Origin of the sequence: Enterococcus sp. CSURQ0835 (assembly GCF_902706605.1) — a bacterium.
GTDB lineage: Bacteria > Bacillota > Bacilli > Lactobacillales > Enterococcaceae > Enterococcus_A.
Genome location: NZ_CACSLH010000028.1, coordinates 1 through 19,302, shown reverse-complemented (window position 1 = coordinate 19,302; position 19,302 = coordinate 1). Strand labels below are relative to the sequence as shown.

The following is a 19,302-nucleotide window of genomic DNA, read 5'->3' as shown; positions in this document are numbered from 1 at the left end:
CTAGTGTTAACTTTTTAGTCAAGTCCTAAAACAGGAAAGTAACGCATGAGTGATGGCAATGCGTCGTAAAAAAAGTCTGAACCGATTTTGGTTCAGACTTTTTTGATACCTTGAAGGAGCCAAGTAGTTTTGAAATGAAAGTCTTGCAGCAGTTCAGTTTTTCCCCAATCATTGGCTAGCATATCTGTCAGTGAATCGATCACGAGTTTCATGGAAAAATATAAAAAACTGATCTGTTCAGCTTCGGTGTCCATCATAAAGTGATTGTTGGCTAAGATCTCTTGCCATTTATGCAGACCGTGAAAATCCTCTAGCGCACGCTCAGAAAACAAATAGGAATTTTGTGTAAGCAAGATCAATTGTTTTTGGCGCGGATCATTAGCGGGAAGATCGATATATAATAGAAGAAACTTTTCGATTCCTTTGAAATAATCTCCAGTATAGCTCATGATGGAGGCGATGATCTCACCGTGGATCTGACCAGCATAGTAATGGATCAAATACTCATAAGCTTCTGTCAAGTCTTCGAAATACTTATAAAAAATACCGCGGGACATTTGAAGCGCTGCGACGATCTCGCTGACTTTGACTTGACTGACGGGTTTTTGATAAAAAATATCTAATAAGACAGCGCGCACATGGGCTTGTTTTTCAGGGGGCAGGTTATTGAAGGTCGATTTTGGCATCGGGTTCCCTCCTCTCAACTTGAGTATAGCATAATTTTGTTTGGTTTTAGTTGAGGAAATGCAGTGAGTTCGGTATGATGACAAAGGCGAAAGGATGAGTGAGATGGACATTTATTTAAAACAAGCAATTTTACAAATTATCGATCGGCAGACAGGACCGATCTTTTCAACCCAACCGTTAGATTTGACTAAAGAATTTGTGCGGGAGTATTTGATTAAAAAGATCCAAAAATTAGCGAGCGCGCAGACTAAAACGGGAACGCTAGTAGCAAGTTCAGCGTTTGCCACGTTGAGTCAGCAAGCCCAAACCGATTTTATCGCGTGTAGCCAAGCCATCACCGAGCGATGGTATGAACAGTATCAAGCAAGTGAAGAAGCACCTAGTTGTGATATTTTTGTCGTGTTGTATGAGCAAGATACGCAATTATACTTAGCCTTTTTGAAAGTAGATTACCATGAAGGCTATACTCATTTGATCGATAGCGGAGAAGCCGGCGTTCAAAATGAATTGATCGTGCACCAAGCATTGTTATCCGGCAAAACGCAAAAAGCCGATGAAGGGTTGAGCTTGAATCTAAGTGATCTGACGTATGAATTGATCGAGAAAAAATATGTTTTCTCTGGTACAAAGCAATGGTATTTTTCAACACGCGTGATTGAAGCTCAGCCGCTGCCCTCACTGGAAGAAAATGTTAAAGTGATCAAAAAGGTCGCGGAAAAGATCGGAGCTAAATTTGAAGCGCCGAAGCATGATGTAGTGGCAGATGTGAAAGAAGCCGTTTATGAAAGTGTAGAAGAGACAGGTCAGATCGATGCAGAAGCGGTGGCGGAAAAAGTTTTTAAAACAAATCTGACTGCCAAGCAAGCGTTTAAAGAAGAAGTCGCGGAAAAAGGGTATATCGATCAAGCACCTTTACTGCGGGATGCTAAAACGATCACAGAGAAAAAATACGGGAAGCAAAAATTAAAATTATCAAATGGGATCGAGTTGATCGTGCCGCTAGAAGTGTATCGCAATCCTGACTTGATCGAATTTACTAGCAATCCAGACGGAACGATTTCGGTGATGATCAAAAATGTGGATGAAGTGATCAATCGTTTATAACTCAAATTCCAAGTGACAGACTGTTTCGGCTCAGTCTGTCACTTTTTTTCGAAATTTGCTAAAATAGAAACTAGAAGACATAGTAAATGGAGAAAAAAATGAAATTGACAGAAAAACATTTTAAATTAGGACAAGCAACAGACTTGGAAGCAATGACGGGTTGTACCGTGGTGATCGCAGAAAAAGGGGCGACCGGTGGGATCTGTGTTCGAGGTGGTTCGCCTAACACGCGAGATACCGACGCGTTGAAGTCTGAAAATAATCGTAAATTTGTTCACGGTGTCGTCTTATCTGGCGGAAGTGCGTTTGGTCTGGCTGCCAGTGATGGGGTCGTCAAGTATTTGGAGCAGAAAAAAATCGGGCGTGATGTAGCCGTGACCGTCGTGCCAAATGTTTGCGGGGCAAGTTTGTTTGATTTAAAAATCGGGCGCTCTGATGTGCGACCTGATGCTGCGATGGGGTACGCCGCGTGTGAAGACGCATTTTCCGCTTCTGATTTTCAACTGGGAAATTTTGGCGCAGGGACTGGCGCGACCGTCGGGATCGTTGCCGGAGAAGACTGTGCGATGAAAGGTGGCATCGGGTACCATCAGATCCAACATGGCAAGTTGACTGTCTCGGCAGTCGTTGCGGTCAATGCTGTAGGAGATGTGTATGATGAACAACAACAAAAAGTGATCGCAGGGGTTCGAAAAAACGGCAATTCTCAATTAGGTTTTGCCGAAGAAGTTTTTTTAAATCGCTATGATGATCCCCGAGATGTTTTTTCAGGTGGTAACACGGTGATCGGTTGTGTGATGACCAATGCCACGTTTCCTAAAGCGAAAGTCAATAAATTAGCGGATCTAGCTCACAATGGAATTGCTCGCGCGATTCGACCAGCTCATACGACTTATGATGGTGATACGATGTTCGTCTTATGTGGCAATGAGATCGAAGCGACGTTTGAATCGGTCTCGATCTTAGCAGTCGAGGCGGTGCGCCAAGCGATCTTAAAAGGTGTGCAATCAGCGGAAAGCTATCAACAGATCATATCTAGCCGCGAGTTTTTTAAATTAGTGCCGTGAGTGTCACTTACCGCAAAAAAGCCACTGATGAAAAGTCAGTGGCTTTTACAGGTTGCGTTTAAAATTTGTCGGTGCTTATTCGACCCGTGGTTCCATGTTGTCTTTTACTTTTTCTTGGCCGCGATTTAGACTTTGCTTGGCTTTATCCGCTTGTTTAGAAGCAAATTTACCAGTTGATTCAGTTGCATTGCTCAATTTATCTTGGACTGTTTCACGGTTTGCTTCATAATCTTCCCGCGTTTTGATATCAACGACATTCACATTGACTTCGATCACATCAAGGTGAGTCATCTTGTTGACTTCATTTGCGATCAAGTCTTTCATCTCATCATAAATGTTTTCAATATCTTTGCCGTATTCAACCACCACATCCATATCGACTGCGACTTGCTTTTTGCCAACTTCGGTATTGATGCCTGATGTTACGTCATCTGAGTTGACTAGTTTGTCTTTGATATTGGAGAAGAAACCACCATCAACAGTCAGTAGGCCGTCGATATTTTCTAAGGCGATCCCGATGATCTTTTGGATCACTTTATCGTCAAAAGTCAATTCACCGCGCATGTTGTTTGAATTGTTTGCGCTGTTCGAATTCGTTGAGCTGCTTGTGCTTGAACTGTTTAGACTACTTGAGCTGCTTTGGTTCGCTTTGTTCGCATCGAAATTTTTGTTCCCCATATTTTTGTTATCCATAAAGACATCCTCCTAAGATTATTTCAAATATTTTTCAAGGATTCCATTGCTTTTCAAAAAGAATCCTAAAAATCCGCCGAGACACATTAAAATCAGTACTAAGATCGTTTTGAAAAATCCGATCGTAAACAATAGGATCGCTAAGATGAGGCCAGCGACCGCGCCGATGATCGGATATTTGTAATTGGCTAAAAATTCATTCATGCAAATCCTCCTATTCTACGCGGGGCTGACTTTGGGCTTGTTGCATCCGTTTCTCATCTTCAAACGAGGTAAAGTTGACATTGACAGCGACTTTTTCCCCGGAACCTAACAAGTTTTTAATCTGTTGTTCAACGCCAGTCGCCCAGCGTTCAGTTTGTGCGATCAACGAGGAGGTTTTTTTCAACTGTCCTTTTACGTTGATTTTGATCTTGTTTTTCGTAGCTTTGACATTTACCTTGGGCGTATCGACAAAATCATTTTGATCGATACTAGTTTGAACGAGTCCTTCGATTGCTTTTTTATCCACTAGTAACTTACCTTGGTTATTTTTTAGCATAAACTGATTACGCGTTTTAGGATAAAAAATAATCACTAACAAAGCGATCAAAAGCAAAATCAAAACGACCACGGCTGCCCAGAACAAATACTGACGCAAGTAAAAATTGGTCAATGTAAAATGACGGGCCGGTCCAAAATCAAAAGGAATGTTGACAATAGACTGGTTGACGACTGCAACTGCGATAAAAATCGACATTAAAAATAAAGTGCCGATAATCAAAAGAAACTTGATTCCTTTATTCATGACCATCCTCCTTTTTGATCAATAAAATAAATTTATTTATATTATTATGGTAAAATCTTTTGGCGAATTTGTAAACCAATATGCTCGCTGATTAAGAAATGGTTATTTTTTGACAAGTGAATGCTCAGTTGAGCACGAAACTTGAAAAAAGTGCCTTGAACGGTTACACGCAAAAAAAGCCAAGTACTTACCGAAATCTTTAGTAAGTACTTGGCTTTTTGGCGTTAATGATTCGTAATGGCGGTGATGACTTGCATAATGCAATAGGTGATACCGGCTGCGATCACGGGTCCAGCGGCGATCCCTTTTAAAAAGACAACTCCGACGATCGTACCAAAAACTAATGCGACGGTAACTTCTGGTGATTGCGCGATCAAGCCGACACCGCGGGCGGATAAAATCGCGACTAAGATCCCGCAGATCGTAGCCACCCAACCTAAAGGCGACTTCAATGTATTGAGTAGATCTTTTAAGACGATGTCACCTGTTGCGATAGGAACTAAGATCGTAGCGGAGATCAGCGTAACGCCCCAGTTGATCCCTTTTTGATTTAAAAGCGTTAAGATTTTATCGGAGTGGGGCAATACTTTTAAAACTAGCACGGCGAGTGTAGCAATCAGTAAACTTTGATTTTTGGCTAGTAGCGCGATCAAAAAAATGACGCCTAAAAATAGCCAGCTTTCCATGAAAAGACCTCCTTGTATGTGTGACAACCAATTAATTTTAACTAAATTGAAATCGAGTCGTCTTTACTATACAAGAAAAAACTTGAAGTTGCGACCTGCAATGAGTGATTTCATTAAAAATTTTCAGCCGGAACAGCTGAGGTTTTGAATTTACAAATGGAAAACGAAAAGTTATGATGGATTCGTAATAGAAAGGGGTTCCAGCAATGAATTTATCAACGAAAGAACTAGCAAAATATTTAGACCACACCAATTTAAAACCGAATGCGACAAAAGAAGCGATCGAAACGACGTGCCAAGAGGCTTTAGAATTTGACACGGCATCGGTTTGTGTCAACGCCCACTGGATACCATTTGTTAAAGACCAACTGATGGGTTCAACGGTTAAACCGATCGCAGTCGTTGGGTTTCCATTAGGCGCGACGTCTAGTAAAGCAAAAGCGTATGAAGCAAAAGTGGCGATTGCAGATGGCGCCGAAGAAATCGATATGGTGTTGAATATCGGGGAACTATTGGCTGGCAACACTGCCGAAGTCGAATACGATATTAAAGAAGTGGTGGAAGTTGTTCACGCGAGCGCTAAATTATTGAAAGTCATTATCGAAACATCCTTTTTAAATGACGAGCAGATCGTAGCAGCTTGCAAAGCAGCCGAAAATGCCGGTGCTGATTACGTGAAGACCTCAACTGGCTTCAGCTCAGCGGGTGCAAAAGTCGAGGATGTCGCGTTGATGCGTCAAACGGTTGGGGATCGATTAGGCGTTAAAGCATCTGGCGGCATCCATTCAAAAGCCGAAGCACTTGCGATGATCGAAGCGGGGGCGAGCCGTTTAGGAGTCAGTGCGACAAAACAAATCTTGGCATAAAAAATCAACAGTAAGGAGTGTTTTTAGTGAAGAACTATCAACGAGTGTTTGGGATTGTCTTAGATTCAGTTGGGACCGGAGCAGCACCTGATGCCGCTAAATTTGGCGATGTTGGCTCGGATACATTAGGCCATGTTGGTGAAGCGTATCAAGGCAAGTTGAAGCTCCCAAATTTGCAAAAACTGGGTCTTTCTAATTTACGGGAACAAGCTATCATGGGCGTTGAAAAAGCGAAAGAGCCACTAGCTTACTATGGTAAAATGACCGAACGATCAGCCGGTAAAGACAGCATGGATGGCCATTGGGAAATGATGGGGTTACCGGTCACCGAACCATTGAGTTATTTTCCAAAGGGCTTTCCCGCAGAATTATTGCAAAAAATCAGTGACTTTTCCGGTCGTCAGATCATTGGCAATAAACCTGCATCCGGCACAGAGATCATCAAAGAGCTCGGCGAACAACAAATGAAAACGGGAGACTTGATCATTTATACGTCGGGAGATTCCGTGATGCAAATCGCAGCTCATGAAGAAATCATTCCGGTTAAAGAATTGTACAAGATCTGTGAATACGCACGGACATTACTAAACGGGCCGGAATTTGTCGTGGGGCGTGTGATCGCGCGGCCGTACGTTGGAACAAACAAAGAAGATTTCACTCGCACAGCAAATCGGCATGATTTTGCACTGAAACCAACCGGGAAAACGGATCTAGATGAATTGCAGCAAGCAGGCTTTAAAACGATCGGCATTGGGAAGATCAATGATATTTTCTCAGGCCAAGGGTTAGACGAAGTGTACCATAATGAAAGTAACATGGATGGAATGGATCATTTGGATTCGGTGATGCAGACAGACTTTACGGGTTTTTGTTTTGTCAATCTAGTCGATTTTGATTCCATGTATGGACACCGCCGCAATCCGATCGGTTTTGGTCAAGCATTGATGGATTTTGATGCGCGGCTTGGAACGGTGTTAGAAAATTTACGCGAGGACGATCTATTATTGATCACCGCGGACCACGGAAACGATCCGGGCTTTAAAGGGACGGACCACACGCGGGAACAAGTACCGCTTCTTGCGTATGCGAAAAATCTTTCAGGCGGAAAAAGTTTAGGCGTGCGAGAAACTTTTGCTGACTTTGGTGCGACGGTCAAAGCTAATTTTGGGGTTTCTGGAGCAGAAACGGGAACGAGTTTCTTAGCTGAATTAAATTAATTATTTCATCAGCGCGGATCGATAATTGATCTGCGCTTTTTTTGAATTGATTCCACGATTTTCGCTAACTTTTCTTTAATTATGATTAGGTAATAATTATTCTAAAAAAATCGAGCGAAAAACTATCTATTTCCATCTCAAATAGTTTACAATAAAAACGTATCAAATTTATTGAGGAGGGATTTTGATGAAGGTTATCGTTTTAGGATCTTCACACGGCGGCTATGAAGCAGTCGAAGAATTACTATTGACGCAGCCCAATGCGGAAATTCAATGGTATGAAAAAGGCGATTTTGTCTCATTTATGGGTTGAGGCACGCAAATGTATCTTGAAGGAGTCGTGAAAGACGTTGATTCAATTCGTTACATGACACCCGAAGAGATGGAACAACGCGGGGTCCGCGTATTTACCAATACTGAAATCACTAAAGTAGTACCTGACAAACATGAAGTCGAAGTGTTGGATCACTTGACAGGCAAAACTCGCACCGAAAGTTATGACAAATTGATCTTAAGTCCAGGTGCCAATCCGTTTATTTTACCAGTTCCAGGCAAAGAGCTGGCAAATATCGAAACGATGCGGGGACGCCAAGATACGATCGATCTGAAAAAACATTCAGTCGATCCAGAGATCAAAAACGTCGTCGTCGTCGGTGGCGGTTACATCGGGATTGAAGCAGCGGAAGCATTCGCTGTAGCTGGCAAAAAGGTGACGGTCGTTGATGTCATCACGCGTCCGCTAGGTGTTTATTTAGACCAAGCATTCACGGATATTTTAGAAAAAGAAATGACCGATCACGGAATCCAGTTAGCAATGGAAGAACGGGTCGAAAAATTCATCGGTGAAGGTAAAGTTGAAAAAGTCGTAACGGACAAAGGCGAGTACGCAGCTGATTTAGTCGTGATGTCTGCTGGTGTAAGACCAAATACGGCTTGGCTAAAAGATGCGGTGGAATTGTATCCTAACGGTTTGATCAAGACAGATAAGTTTATGCGTACAAGCGCTGAAGATGTCTTTGCTGTTGGGGATGCTACTCAGATCCAATACAATCCTGGTAACACCGAAGTCAATATTTCACTGGCAACTAATGCCCGTCGTCAAGGACGTTATGCGGTGAAAAATTTGGAAGAAGCCAAAGCGCCGTTTCCAGGAGTTCAAGGTTCGTCAGCCCTACGAGTGTTTGATTATAAATTCGCATCCACTGGTTTGAATGATCAAATGGCAGATCGTTTGAAGATCAAGACAAAATCAGTCTTGTTGGATCAAGCGACGTTGATGGATTTCATTCCAGAAAATATGAAAGAACGGATGCTGTTCAAATTAGTTTACGATCCGGAATCTCACGTGATCTTAGGCGCGCAAGTCATGTCGAAAAAAGATTTGACGGCAAACATCAATGCGATTTCGATTGCGATTCAAACGAAATTTACAATCGAGCAGTTAGCGTATGCTGATTTCTTCTTCCAACCAGAATTTGACACCCCTTGGAACTTGTTGAACATGGCTGGATTAAAAGCCTTACAACAAGAAAACGAAGCTTAATCTTGCATCTTCATTTTTTCTGTGCTAACATATTTCTCGGTTAATCGTACAGATAACACGAAAATTTTCGTGTCGAGAGAGAGGCGATTTCTATTGCAAAATAGAAATCGCTCTTTTTTTGTTTTAAGGCTGTAGGAAAGATGAGAAATTATAGAGGTGAGAAAACGAGATGGAAAAAAAGAACCAATCGATTCATTTAACATTAGCCGTTTTGGCGACAGGGGTGATGTCATTTGCCGGCGTGTTGATCGAAACGGCGATGAATGTTACTTTCCCCACACTGATCAAACAATTTGCTTTAACGACTTCTGAAGTCCAATGGGTGACGACGATCTATTTATTGATGATCTCGATCATTGTGCCACTGTCGACTTTTTTATATCGAAACGTCAGTATTCGGAAATTATTTTTATTTGCGAATGTGATGTTTTTATTAGGAGTCATCGTGGATACGATTGCGCCGATGTTCAGTGTTTTATTGCTAGGTCGTTTGTTGCAAGGTGTAGCAACTGGAGTAGCATTACCGCTGATGTTTCAAATTATTTTAGAATTTGCGCCGCTGAGTCGTCGGGGCGCGATGATGGGTCTCGGGACACTGACGACCTCGATTGCACCCGCGATCGGCCCAACGTATGGCGGAATCTTGACCGCTCATTTATCTTGGCATTACATTTATTTATTTTTGATCCCTGTCTTACTGGTGGCATTAGGCTTGGGACTTTATGCGATTCCAGAAACTAAAGTTGTTAAAGGCGGTCGGTTAGACTTGTTGAGTGTGGTCGGCTTAGTTTTATTATTTAGCGGCTCATTGCTCTTTTTAAGTCTGCTGGGTGAAGCGTTAGGCTTAGTTGCATTAGCCGTTGGGATTGGCGGGTTTTATTTATTTTATCGTCGGTCGATGACACAAGCTCAGCCGTTGATCCGGTTGAGTATTTTGAAAAATAAAACCTTTCGTTTGTTTTTGTTGAGCTTTTTAGTCTATCAATTTTTATTGCTGGGCGTCTCATTTGTCTTGCCGAATTTTATTCAGATCGTCAAAGGTCAAGATGCTTTTGTCGCTGGTCTTGCGATGTTACCGGGTGCTACTGTGGGCGCGATCTTATCGCCTGTCTCTGGAAAAATTTTAGATCAAGTCGGACCCAAAAAGCCGATCACGATCGGGTTGCTACTGGCGGCACTTGGCTGGTTGACGCTGACGTTAACTTTAGGCAAACAGCCGCTTTTAGGCTTAGTGGCGTGTCATGTTTTTTATATGATCGGCCTAGGTTTATCGTATAGTAATATGATGACGACTGGAATGAATAGTTTGGAACAAAAATTGCAAGGTGACGGTAATGCGTTGTTCAACACGTTGCAACAATTTTCTGGTGCAGTCGCAACGTCTTTGGTCGCAGTCGTGATCAATCTCGTCCAAGTCAACAGCGGCAAAAGTTACGCTGCTGCAACTACATTAGGCAGTCAGTTCGCACTAGGCATTTTATTTATTTTATTGTTGCTGAGTTTACTAGGATGCTACCGTTATTTCCGTAAAAGCTGATCAGTTGATCGGCTTTTTTTTTATGACCAGTCGTTCGTGATACAAAAAAATCGTAGCCAAATTATCAGCTACGATTTTTTGTCGGTGATGGTTTTGTCTTTGACGACAAAATGTTCCGTTTGATAAAAGCGCCAAACTAAAAATGATTCGGTGACGGCTAAGTATAAAAATAAACCGGCAACAATCAAAATCGTTTTCGCATGAAAGAAACGATAGAAAAATGCTGAAGCGATCGCACCTGAGACAAACGCGATCACGACGAATAAAAAGTGAAAGAAGCGCTCTTTAGCGGCTGGATCTTTTTTAGTGATAAAGTCGTACAAATTGGTGGCGACGCCTTTTAAATTCCCGGTGGTAAATAAATTCGTGTAAGCTAAGCCATTGATCTTATCAAACGTGATCCATTGAATCGCCGCGGTGAAAGCGATCAGTAATGTGACGATCGAAGGGTGGCGCACATTTAAAATAGGGAAACTGATGATAAAAAAGATCACCGCCTCATAATACAAAACGAACAAGCGCCAAAAATGTAGTTCTTTCCGTTTAAAATAATCGATCAAAAATTTCGCCAGCAAAATCCCGATAAAGAAAAATAAAGTCGATAGCAATTTTTTACCGACACTGGTCCATTCTTTTTGATACGCTTGAATAATAGCAAGTACGATGTTTCCAGTTTGTGCCGAGGCAAAGGCTTCGTATTTAATATAAGTATAGCAATCCATCGCACCGCCGATAAAAGTCAGCAGCAGACCGACCGATCGACTTTCATGAAAGCCAGTTTTCATTTGTTTGATCAACTCTCTTCTTTAAGCAGTATAATACCAGAATTTTCTGCAAGCAACTGAAAATTTGCATTTCAAAAAATAAAAAGGAAGTGCTCTTTCAGTTTTCACAATCAAAACAGTAAAAACTGCACTTTTAAAATAAGATTTTTCTGTAATTGACCAAACTTTTATAAGAAATTTTTAAGAGTTGACGTTTCAAAAAATGAAAAGTCATATGATCTTTAAATCATTTTAGATGAATGTTCATTTTTTTGTCGTTTTTCGGGAAATAAGCTGGAAATTTTATTTTAAAAATCGGTTAATCAATCCATTCATGAATTAAAAAGCGTGGATTGAACCGTTTACAACCGACTGTAAAGACGCTATCTTTTTTCGGGGAATATGTTAGAATGTAAATGCTTTTTCATGTTATGAATTCGAAGGGAAATGAGAAGATACCATGCCTGTAAAGAAACGAGCACCGTGGTTAGAAGCCTTTTATGCGGTCATCCCGCTTTGTTTAAGTTATATCCCTGTCGGTTTGGCTTGTGGAATGTTGTTGCAAAAAGTCGGTTTCAATGTATTGTTGACAGCCTTACTTTCGATTTTAGTTTTTTCCGGCGGTGCCCAGTTTTTAGTGGTTTCGCTTTTGAGTGCGCACGCGTCGTTTATCTCAACGATCTTGATGGTTTTATTTTTAGAATTGCGTTACGCGTTACTCGGCTCTAGTTTGTCTCAATTTTTTAAAAAAGAAAAGATCCCGTTCATCGCCTTGTTCGCTCAATCGATGAATGATGAAAATTATGCTGTCAATTATTTAAAGTATTCGACTGATCCTAATTGGGATCGGCATAAAGCACTGTTCGTCAATTGGTTCTCGTTGCTTTCTTGGACGCTGAGTAATGTGTTAGGCTACGTCTTTGGTTCGATCATTCAAATCGATACGAGCCTCGTCCATTTTGCATTGACGGCGATGTTTATTTTTATGTTTATGATGCAGTTGAAAAATGGGTTACTGTTAGCAACGGGAATTTTTTCCGGCGCTTTAGCGGTCATCTTCATGATTTTATTTCAAAATACATTTGGCTTGATCCTAGCAACTTTGCTAGCTTCTTTTGCCGGTTACTTGGTGGAACGATTAAAAAAAAAGCAATTGTTGGCGAAGAAGAATGACTTGGAATTTTTCAATTTAAGGGAGGAAAAAATCCATCATGAGTAAAACTTATTTATTCGTTTTGATCTTGTGCCTGTTTGGGGCTTCTTATTTGCCACGCTTTTTGCCGATGCTCTACTTCTCCCAACGACAAGTGCCACAGTGGTTCAGTGATTGGATGAAATATGTGCCGATCTCACTGTTTGCTGCTCTTGTCTGTAAAGATGTTTTTCTGACCAATAATCAATTGGATTTGATCGGCAACATTCGAATCATCGCGATGTTGATCGTGGTTTTTGTAGCTTACAAAAGTAAGTCGATGGCCTTTTCGGTGATCGCAGGTCTCGGCTCCGTCTTTTTACTCTCGTTAATTTAAAAAAGCTCGCAACTGACGAAACTAGTTTCGTGAGTCGCGAGTTTTTTTAGTCAGGATCAGGGAATCAATTTTTATATTCAGCCAGTGAGCGGAAATTTAAAATGTTCATTTTACGATAGAATTCAGCCGGTAATTTTTTCCACGAACGTAAAAGCTTTTTGAAAAAAGAATCATCTGCTTGGATCACGTATTCATTTAATAATAAGCCGGTGGAACGTTTCGTATTTTGTAAGAGAGTTTGGTATTTTTCTTCCGCAGTTTGTTCGTCATCGGCTACAAAAAGGGTTTGGATCTCTACATATGAGCCTTCGATATTTTGGGTCTCTTCGATAAAGTAAAGTTGTTTCGTTTCGTTTTTCATCGTCAACGGTCCTTTCGTTTACCTTTGACTAAACTATACTCAGGAAAGATTAACTTATTGTGAATAAATGGGTTCCTTTTTTCAATTTAATTTGAATTTTTTGCAGTAATTGGTAAATAAATAGTAAACGTCGTCCCGATTTTAGGTTCACTTAAGACTTCGATGGTACCGCCGTGTAAGTCGATGATCTGTTTGACGAGCGCTAACCCTAAGCCATTGCCTTTTGTTTTGCGACTCGTATCTCCTTGATAAAATTTATCAAACATATGCTGTCGCTGCTGTTCATCCATCCCGATGCCGCTATCTTTGATGGTAACGACTAATTGTTGGTTCTCTTGGCCTAGGCGAACAGCCAGCAAGCCACCTGGTCGACTGTACTTGATCGCATTGTCGAGGACATTCAGCCAAACTTGATAGAGCAATTCTTCGTTGCCGTTGTAAATCAGACTGGGCAGTTCCAGTTCCAACTGTAAATTATTTTTTTCCCACTTCGGTTGTAACAGTAAGATCACTTGCCGCAGCTGCTCATCAAGGGAGAATGTTTTACGTTCTAATGCGATCTCTTGAGTCTCAAGTTTAGTCAGTTTTAAAATATTTTCAGTCAATTGTGAGAGTTGCTGGCTGCTTTTAGCGATCCGTTGTAGATACAATTGTTGTTCCTGGCGATCTAAATCTGGACTTTGCAAAAGTTGGATATAGCCTTGGATCGTGGCGATCGGGGTTTTGAATTCATGGGAGATATTCGAGACAAAGTCATTGCGCAACGTTTCGATACTACTGAGATCTTTGACCATTTTATTGAAATCATGATAGAGCTGCTGGACTTCATCGATCCGTTGTTCTTCTGCTAGCTGGATCGAAAAATCACCTTTGGCAACTGCACTCATTGCTTTACGCAAATGATCGATGGGGCGCAAAATGCGATGACTCGTAAAACCCGAGATACATAAGCCAATCAGCAAACTGATGAGCAAAATAAACAGCAATGGAAAGACGTGGCTTTCTTTTTGAGTCACGATCAGCCCTAAGACACCTAAGAGGAGCATCAGCGAAATAAAAATAAAAAAGACGATCAACAGCAACAAAAAAATCAAACAAGCAAAATAGATCCAAAGCTGGGAATGGATTTTTTTCCTCATGAGATCGCCGCCTTATAACCTAAACCGCGGATCGTGACGATTTGAAAATCAGGATTGGTTTGAAAACGCGCACGCAAGCGTTTGATGTGGACATCGATCGTTCGTTCTTCTGAATCGGAGTCTGGTCCCCAGATCTCTTCCATCAATTGATGGCGGGTAAAAATTTTATCAGGGTACGACAGTAATTTGAACAGCAATAAAAATTCTTTTTGCGGTAAGAGTTCAGTCTGTTGTCCCCACGTCACTTGAAAGGTTTCTTGATCTAGACGTGTGTGTCCGACGAGAAGTTCTTTGTTGTGGGCGATCTGTGCCCGCCGCAATAAGGCTTCCACGCGTAAGACCATCTCGTTGACGTCGATCGGTTTGACCATATAATCATCGATCCCTAATTCAAAGCCGCGCTTTTTATCAGTAAACGAATCTTTGGCAGTGATCAACATGATGGGCGTTTGAAAGTTAGCATCTCGCAAACTTTGAGCAAATTCAAAACCGTCCATGTCAGGCATCATGATGTCAGAGATGATCAAATCGATATATTCTTTTTCTAAGACAGCAAGTGCTTCTAAACCATTTGCCGCACAAAAGACGATGAAATTATTTTTTTCTAAGACTGATTTATAAAGTAAGTTTAAATTTTCGTCATCTTCGACTACTAAAATTTTATTCATTTGTCAGCCCTCCTTATTTGTAATAGTATCAAAATGTTGTGAACTGCGCATGAAGTCACTTCATACTGAATTCACGAATTTCTGATAAACTAACTTTGTGTTCATTAAAATTTTTTACGAAAAGGAAGAAGGCAATTCATGCTTGAATTAAAAGACATCAAAAAATATTACCAAGTGGGGGACACCACCACGAAAGCACTCGATGGTGTGTCGGTAGCTTTTCGAAAACAAGAGTTCGTTGCGATCTTAGGACCCAGCGGATCAGGAAAGACGACGCTGTTAAATGTGATCGGCGGGCTCGATAATTATGATTCTGGTGATCTGGTCATCAATGGGAAATCAACGCGCGATTTTAAAGATTCTGATTGGGACGCGTATCGAAATAATTCCATCGGCTTTGTTTTTCAAAGTTATAACTTGATCAGTCACTTGGGCATCATTGACAATGTGGAACTGGGGATGACTTTAAGTGGAGTGGACAAAGCCACTAAAACTAAACGGGCTGAAGATGCATTGCGGCGAGTCGGCTTAGGCGATCATATGCACAAACGACCAAACCAACTTTCCGGGGGGCAAATGCAACGGGTGGCGATCGCCCGGGCTTTAGCCAACGATCCAGATATTTTACTGTGTGATGAACCGACTGGCGCTCTGGACACGGAGACTAGTGTGCAGATCATGGAGTTGATCAAAGAACTTTCTCGAGAAAAATTAGTGATCATGGTGACCCACAATCCTGAGTTAGCACATCAATACGCAGACCGGACGATCGAATTTTCTGATGGGCGGATCGTCAGCGATTCTCATCCCCACAAAGAAGGTGCAAAAGGCAATCAATTCGATTTAAAACATACGAAGATGAAATTTACGACGGCTTTGAAATTATCGTTTAATAATATCGTCACGAAAAAAGGCCGAACATTTTTGACGGCGTTTGCTTCTAGTATCGGGATCATTGGGATCGGAATCGTATTGGCGTTGTCAAATGGATTTCAAAAGCAGATCGATCAAACACAATCTGAGACGATGGCGAAATTTCCCATCACGATCTCCAAACAAGCAACGGATCAGAGCGCCAATCGCAATGCAGCTTTAGGCAGTGATAAAGGGAGCTATTCGAAACGTCAAACGATCACAGCGAAACTTTCCGACAGCGACCGCGCGCAACACACGAATAAAATCGATCAGAAGTATGTCGATTACATTCAAAAGATCAATCCTAAGCTCAGCAACAATATTGGCTATACACGGCTAGTAGGCATGAATTTGTTACGGGAAGTTGATGGCAAAGTCCAACCAGTGAAATTTTCCAATGATGCAGCGGACAGTGCAGCGGCTTCTATGACGAATGCGATGGCGAATATGACGGGAGTCGGGGTGTCCTCATTTCCCACCCAATTGAGCAAAGGTAAAAATAATTTTTTAGCAGACAATTATAAATTATTATCAGGTGCTTATCCGAAAAATGCGACGGATGTCGTGTTGATCGTAGACGGTAACAACAATACTAACGTCAATGCTTTGAAAAATCTTGGTTTTAACGTTAAAGACGGTGCGAAATTGAATTTTGATCAAATCGTTGGTACTAAGGTCAAACTAGTCGGGAACAATGATTACTATCAGAAGTTGCCAACGGGGAATTTTATTCCTAATCCTGATTACGCTACGCTTTATAATAATCCTAATAACCGCGAGCTGACCGTCAGCGGGATCTTGCGGGTGAAATCTTCGTCCACGATGAATTTATTGGCACCCGGGATCGCTTATAGCAATGAACTGACTTCTCAGATCGTAAACGACAATCAAGGTTCTGAGATCGTCCAAGCGCAAAAACAAAGCGATACGAACGTGATGACGAATGAAAAGTTGGATCAACTCACAAAAGAAAGTACGTTAGCGTATTTAGGCGGCGATAGTTTGCCTAACAGTATTATGATCTATCCAAATAATTTCAAAGACAAAGAAAAAGTGTTGCAGTATTTAGATCGCTATAACAAAGGAAAATCAAAATCAGATCGGATCATCTATCAAGATCTAGCTGGCACGATGACCGATCTGACCGGTGGCTTGATGGATGCCATCACGTATGTCTTGATCGCATTTGCGGGAATCTCGTTAGTGACTAGCATGATCATGATCAGTATCATCACCTATACTTCCGTGATTGAACGGACAAAAGAAATCGGCGTGTTAAAAGCGCTGGGTGCGCGGAAAAAAGATATCACGCGAGTATTTGATGCTGAGACGTGCTTGTTAGGAGTCGCCTCTGGAACGTTAGGGGTAGTGATTGCTTGGCTTACGACTTTTCCGATCAATCATCTGTTGTATCAAATGACGGAGCTGAAAAATGTGGCGCACTTAAATCCAATTCATGCGATTAGTTTGATCATCGTCTCAACGATCTTGACGATGCTTGGTGGACATATCCCAGCTCGGATGGCTGCTAAAAAAGATGCGGCGATCGCCTTGCGAGCAGATTAATTTAAGTCATCACTAGCAAACAGAGGCTAGGACATTGCCATGTCCTAACCTCTGTTTTTTTAATCATCTGTCTCATGTTCAAGGACTTCACCGGTTTGCGCGTTGACTTTAACGGCGTGTTCTTTTTTACCATCTTGCAACGTGACATTCCAGTAGGTGATGTTCATTTCTTTGTCTAGTTCAAATTCGACTGGGGTACCGTGAACTTTTTTTTGCGCAGCGGTTGCAGCTTTTTCTAGCGACAATAAGTTCTGGACATTCAGTTGGTCTTCTTGCTGTTTGTTTTGATCGTCGGCATCTAATGTTTCTTTGTGTTCATCACTGAATTTTTTAGTCTTTGCGTTTAATTTAACTTCATACTCGGTTTGCTGGTCGACACCTTCTAATTTATAGATGGGCTGACCTAAACTTTGTTCTAATTCCAGTGCAGTGATAGCCGTATTGGGATATTTTGCTTGGAATAAGTGAATCGCTTCTTCAGCGGATACGTTCGTTTTGTTGACGATGGATTCAACTTGTGCAGAAGTTGAAGTCGTTTGCTTTTTAGTAGTACCCGAACAGCCCGTAGCGATTAAAAACAACAATAAGAGTGTGGTCAGAACAGATAATTTTTTCATGATAAAACTCCTTTCAATAGCCAAATTTTAACAGATTCCTTTGCTAAATGAAATCGGGTTTCAGCAAATAAAAAAACTGCTACGCAAAGCAGCAGTTTAAAAGAAACTAGTGACACTCCGCCAAGCTCGAACCAACGGATTGGCTTTTTCGACAGCTTGACTCGTTTTGATTTTGACCGTTGCGATCTCTTTTGGCTCCAAGTAACCCAACGGATCATCTTTGACTTCGACGCGCGCTTTGCCAACAGTCGTATTTTTCGCAAGTGGAGCGGTCAGATTTTTTTTCACTTGCGGAGTGATCGTTAATTTAGTGTTGTCTAGATCGGTGCGGCCCCAAAACTTGACGGTACCGCTGAGAGCTAGCGGCACGGTTTGATTGACGCCATCTGTGACCGGTGCTTTTTTCAAATTGTTCATCACATGACCGGTTAAAGAATGTTCTTGCAATTGCCAGTTGTCGTAACAATAGTCCATCAACTTACTGGTTTCTTCAAAACGCGCACCTTCATCGACTTTATGATTGGTGGCATTCAAGATGACGGTGATGACGCGCTGTCCGTCTTTTTCCATCGTGCCGACAAAACAAGCACCCGCATAATCGGTGGTACCAGTCTTTAGGCCATCCACTCCCGTTTTACCTAACCGCTTGCCAGGTAAAAGTTGATTCCAGTTTTCCATCAAAAATGGTTCAGAAGACTGGGTTCCGAATTCTTTTGAGCCCGTTTGAGAGACTGTTAAGATTTCGGGGTGGTCTTTTAATAAGTGCTGGGTCAACAGTGCTACATCGCGAGCGGACATTTCGTTTTCGTCATTTTCACTCGTGCCCGGGTAGCGGTGATCGCCGAGAAAACTATTGGTGAGACCAGAAGCGTTGACGAGTTTAGCGTCTTTGATCCCCAACTCGTTGACTTTTTTACGCATCAAGTCCACAAATTTCGGCTCGCTGCCCGCAACTTTTTCAGCTAAGGCCACGACTGCCGCGTTGGCTGATTGGATGATCGTCGCGTCAAATAATTCCCGCACGGTGTAGTGATCTTTTTGATGCAAGGGAACGTTGGAAAGATCGGGCACGACACTCAACTCGGCTGCGTATTTTGAGATCGGCACTTCAGTTTCCCACGTAATTTTTTTAGCTTTGATCGCGTCTAAAATGACATAGGAACTGACGAGTTTTGTGACCGAAGCGATTCCTAATGCCTGCTCACCATTTTGATCAAAAAAAATTTTGCCTGACTTTGCGTCAACGGCGAATCCGGCTTTAGCAGCAACCGAAAAATCTTCGGCGGCTTGAGCAGGCTGCGCTAAAAAAGACAACTGGAACAGCAATAGTAAAGCCGTGAAGATAGTAGTTATTTTTTTCATGGTAGACTCCTTTAAATGTACTGACCAAACAAGTTTAGCAAAGACACACCTTGAATTCAAGGTGTGTCTCAGACTGTAGACAAAAGATTCATAGAAGGTGTAGAAATCCAATTTCTACGCCTTTTTTGTACGCTCTACTATATGTAAGTTCAAAAAAAGCAAAAAAAATAAAGGCCTACTGCCTTTTGTATAAC

General features: G+C 41.7%; 20 protein-coding genes. 9 read left to right on the top strand and 11 right to left on the bottom strand.

Features of this window, described 5'->3' with window-relative positions:
• Positions 1-92: 92 nt before the first annotated feature.
• Positions 93-686: a TetR/AcrR family transcriptional regulator gene (locus tag GVJ38_RS10945; protein ID WP_159723205.1), complete on the bottom strand. Its 594-nt coding sequence runs from the start codon at positions 684-686 to the stop codon at positions 93-95.
• 103 nt (positions 687-789) lie between these two features.
• On the opposite strand from GVJ38_RS10945, the gene GVJ38_RS10940 reads away from it, so the two are divergent.
• Positions 790-1,791 carry a nucleoid-associated protein gene (locus GVJ38_RS10940; protein WP_159723204.1) on the top strand — a complete coding sequence of 334 codons (1,002 nt, stop codon included), beginning with the start codon at positions 790-792 and terminating at the stop codon, positions 1,789-1,791.
• Positions 1,792-1,877: 86 nt separating this feature from the next.
• The gene (locus GVJ38_RS10935; protein WP_235032875.1) at positions 1,878-2,858 is read left to right on the top strand and encodes a P1 family peptidase; all 981 of its coding nucleotides are present in this window, start codon (positions 1,878-1,880) and stop codon (positions 2,856-2,858) included.
• 75 nt (positions 2,859-2,933) lie between these two features.
• Here the strand turns inward: GVJ38_RS10935 and GVJ38_RS10930 are convergent, their stop codons facing one another.
• From GVJ38_RS10930 to GVJ38_RS10915, 4 genes are all read right to left on the bottom strand, one after another.
• A complete protein-coding gene (locus tag GVJ38_RS10930) occupies positions 2,934-3,422 on the bottom strand; it encodes an Asp23/Gls24 family envelope stress response protein (protein WP_235032876.1) in 489 nt (162 codons plus the stop codon).
• Between the two features lie 147 nt (positions 3,423-3,569).
• On the bottom strand, positions 3,570-3,755 hold the full coding sequence (locus tag GVJ38_RS10925; RefSeq protein WP_159723202.1) for a DUF2273 domain-containing protein: 186 nt from the start codon (positions 3,753-3,755) through the stop codon (positions 3,570-3,572).
• 10 nt (positions 3,756-3,765) lie between these two features.
• Complete coding sequence (amaP, locus tag GVJ38_RS10920) at positions 3,766-4,338, bottom strand: alkaline shock response membrane anchor protein AmaP (RefSeq protein ID WP_159723201.1); 573 nt, start codon at positions 4,336-4,338, stop codon at positions 3,766-3,768.
• A 224-nt stretch (positions 4,339-4,562) separates the two neighbouring features.
• A complete protein-coding gene (locus tag GVJ38_RS10915; protein ID WP_159723200.1) occupies positions 4,563-5,024 on the bottom strand; it encodes a DUF441 domain-containing protein in 462 nt (153 codons plus the stop codon).
• 206 nt (positions 5,025-5,230) lie between these two features.
• Here GVJ38_RS10915 and deoC point away from each other — a divergent pair, with 206 nt between their 5' ends.
• From deoC to GVJ38_RS10890, 4 genes are all read left to right on the top strand, one after another.
• Positions 5,231-5,890, top strand: a complete 660-nt coding sequence (gene deoC / locus GVJ38_RS10910; protein ID WP_159723199.1) for a deoxyribose-phosphate aldolase — start codon at positions 5,231-5,233, stop codon at positions 5,888-5,890.
• Positions 5,891-5,916: 26 nt separating this feature from the next.
• Positions 5,917-7,107, top strand: coding sequence for a phosphopentomutase (locus GVJ38_RS10905; protein ID WP_159723198.1), 1,191 nt, complete (start codon positions 5,917-5,919; stop codon positions 7,105-7,107).
• A 187-nt stretch (positions 7,108-7,294) separates the two neighbouring features.
• Positions 7,295-8,650, top strand: coding sequence for an FAD-dependent oxidoreductase (locus GVJ38_RS10895; protein ID WP_235032874.1), 1,356 nt, complete (start codon positions 7,295-7,297; stop codon positions 8,648-8,650).
• A gap of 169 nt (positions 8,651-8,819) precedes the next feature.
• Positions 8,820-10,187 carry an MFS transporter gene (locus GVJ38_RS10890; protein WP_159723195.1) on the top strand — a complete coding sequence of 456 codons (1,368 nt, stop codon included), beginning with the start codon at positions 8,820-8,822 and terminating at the stop codon, positions 10,185-10,187.
• A 68-nt stretch (positions 10,188-10,255) separates the two neighbouring features.
• On the opposite strand, the gene GVJ38_RS10885 is transcribed toward GVJ38_RS10890, so the two are convergent.
• Positions 10,256-10,972, bottom strand: a complete 717-nt coding sequence (locus GVJ38_RS10885) for a YoaK family protein (protein ID WP_159723222.1) — start codon at positions 10,970-10,972, stop codon at positions 10,256-10,258.
• A 439-nt stretch (positions 10,973-11,411) separates the two neighbouring features.
• Here GVJ38_RS10885 and GVJ38_RS10880 point away from each other — a divergent pair, with 439 nt between their 5' ends.
• Together GVJ38_RS10880 and GVJ38_RS10875 are read left to right on the top strand one after the other, a co-directional pair.
• Positions 11,412-12,170, top strand: coding sequence for an AzlC family ABC transporter permease (locus GVJ38_RS10880; protein ID WP_159723194.1), 759 nt, complete (start codon positions 11,412-11,414; stop codon positions 12,168-12,170).
• Positions 12,163-12,480, top strand: a complete 318-nt coding sequence (locus tag GVJ38_RS10875) for an AzlD domain-containing protein (RefSeq protein ID WP_159723193.1) — start codon at positions 12,163-12,165, stop codon at positions 12,478-12,480. Before GVJ38_RS10880 ends, GVJ38_RS10875 begins: the two co-directional genes overlap by 8 nt.
• A gap of 64 nt (positions 12,481-12,544) precedes the next feature.
• Here GVJ38_RS10875 and GVJ38_RS10870 read toward each other — a convergent pair whose 3' ends face one another.
• The 3 genes from GVJ38_RS10870 to GVJ38_RS10860 all read right to left on the bottom strand — a co-directional run bounded on the left by GVJ38_RS10870 (position 12,545) and on the right by GVJ38_RS10860 (position 14,648).
• The gene (locus GVJ38_RS10870) at positions 12,545-12,841 is read right to left on the bottom strand and encodes a hypothetical protein (protein WP_159723192.1); all 297 of its coding nucleotides are present in this window, start codon (positions 12,839-12,841) and stop codon (positions 12,545-12,547) included.
• 86 nt (positions 12,842-12,927) lie between these two features.
• A complete protein-coding gene (locus GVJ38_RS10865; RefSeq protein WP_159723191.1) occupies positions 12,928-13,980 on the bottom strand; it encodes a HAMP domain-containing sensor histidine kinase in 1,053 nt (350 codons plus the stop codon).
• Positions 13,977-14,648, bottom strand: coding sequence for a response regulator transcription factor (locus tag GVJ38_RS10860; RefSeq protein ID WP_159723190.1), 672 nt, complete (start codon positions 14,646-14,648; stop codon positions 13,977-13,979). The genes GVJ38_RS10865 and GVJ38_RS10860 overlap by 4 nt, the downstream gene beginning before the upstream one ends.
• Before the next feature lie 138 nt (positions 14,649-14,786).
• On the opposite strand from GVJ38_RS10860, the gene GVJ38_RS10855 reads away from it, so the two are divergent.
• On the top strand, positions 14,787-17,129 hold the full coding sequence (locus GVJ38_RS10855; protein ID WP_159723189.1) for an ABC transporter ATP-binding protein/permease: 2,343 nt from the start codon (positions 14,787-14,789) through the stop codon (positions 17,127-17,129).
• A 59-nt stretch (positions 17,130-17,188) separates the two neighbouring features.
• On the opposite strand, the gene GVJ38_RS10850 is transcribed toward GVJ38_RS10855, so the two are convergent.
• Positions 17,189-17,746, bottom strand: a complete 558-nt coding sequence (locus tag GVJ38_RS10850; protein ID WP_159723188.1) for a PepSY domain-containing protein — start codon at positions 17,744-17,746, stop codon at positions 17,189-17,191.
• 96 nt (positions 17,747-17,842) lie between these two features.
• Entirely contained in the window at positions 17,843-19,108 is a 1,266-nt protein-coding gene (locus tag GVJ38_RS10845) for a serine hydrolase (protein ID WP_159723187.1), read from the bottom strand.
• Positions 19,109-19,302 lie beyond the last annotated feature (194 nt).

What these genes read in the sequence shown, in the direction of transcription:
- GVJ38_RS10945 (WP_159723205.1), bottom strand. Translation starts at nt 686, where the DNA reads ATGCCAAAATCGACCTTCAATAACCTGCCCCCTGAAAAACAAGCCCAT.
- GVJ38_RS10940 (WP_159723204.1), top strand. Translation starts at nt 790, where the DNA reads ATGGACATTTATTTAAAACAAGCAATTTTACAAATTATCGATCGGCAG.
- GVJ38_RS10935 (WP_235032875.1), top strand. Translation starts at nt 1,878, where the DNA reads ATGGAGAAAAAAATGAAATTGACAGAAAAACATTTTAAATTAGGACAA.
- GVJ38_RS10930 (WP_235032876.1), bottom strand. Translation starts at nt 3,422, where the DNA reads ATGCGCGGTGAATTGACTTTTGACGATAAAGTGATCCAAAAGATCATC.
- GVJ38_RS10925 (WP_159723202.1), bottom strand. Translation starts at nt 3,755, where the DNA reads ATGAATGAATTTTTAGCCAATTACAAATATCCGATCATCGGCGCGGTC.
- amaP (WP_159723201.1), bottom strand. Translation starts at nt 4,338, where the DNA reads ATGAATAAAGGAATCAAGTTTCTTTTGATTATCGGCACTTTATTTTTA.
- GVJ38_RS10915 (WP_159723200.1), bottom strand. Translation starts at nt 5,024, where the DNA reads ATGGAAAGCTGGCTATTTTTAGGCGTCATTTTTTTGATCGCGCTACTA.
- deoC (WP_159723199.1), top strand. Translation starts at nt 5,231, where the DNA reads ATGAATTTATCAACGAAAGAACTAGCAAAATATTTAGACCACACCAAT.
- GVJ38_RS10890 (WP_159723195.1), top strand. Translation starts at nt 8,820, where the DNA reads ATGGAAAAAAAGAACCAATCGATTCATTTAACATTAGCCGTTTTGGCG.
- GVJ38_RS10885 (WP_159723222.1), bottom strand. Translation starts at nt 10,972, where the DNA reads ATGAAAACTGGCTTTCATGAAAGTCGATCGGTCGGTCTGCTGCTGACT.
- GVJ38_RS10880 (WP_159723194.1), top strand. Translation starts at nt 11,412, where the DNA reads ATGCCTGTAAAGAAACGAGCACCGTGGTTAGAAGCCTTTTATGCGGTC.
- GVJ38_RS10875 (WP_159723193.1), top strand. Translation starts at nt 12,163, where the DNA reads ATGAGTAAAACTTATTTATTCGTTTTGATCTTGTGCCTGTTTGGGGCT.
- GVJ38_RS10870 (WP_159723192.1), bottom strand. Translation starts at nt 12,841, where the DNA reads ATGAAAAACGAAACGAAACAACTTTACTTTATCGAAGAGACCCAAAAT.
- GVJ38_RS10865 (WP_159723191.1), bottom strand. Translation starts at nt 13,980, where the DNA reads ATGAGGAAAAAAATCCATTCCCAGCTTTGGATCTATTTTGCTTGTTTG.
- GVJ38_RS10860 (WP_159723190.1), bottom strand. Translation starts at nt 14,648, where the DNA reads ATGAATAAAATTTTAGTAGTCGAAGATGACGAAAATTTAAACTTACTT.
- GVJ38_RS10855 (WP_159723189.1), top strand. Translation starts at nt 14,787, where the DNA reads ATGCTTGAATTAAAAGACATCAAAAAATATTACCAAGTGGGGGACACC.
- GVJ38_RS10850 (WP_159723188.1), bottom strand. Translation starts at nt 17,746, where the DNA reads ATGAAAAAATTATCTGTTCTGACCACACTCTTATTGTTGTTTTTAATC.
- GVJ38_RS10845 (WP_159723187.1), bottom strand. Translation starts at nt 19,108, where the DNA reads ATGAAAAAAATAACTACTATCTTCACGGCTTTACTATTGCTGTTCCAG.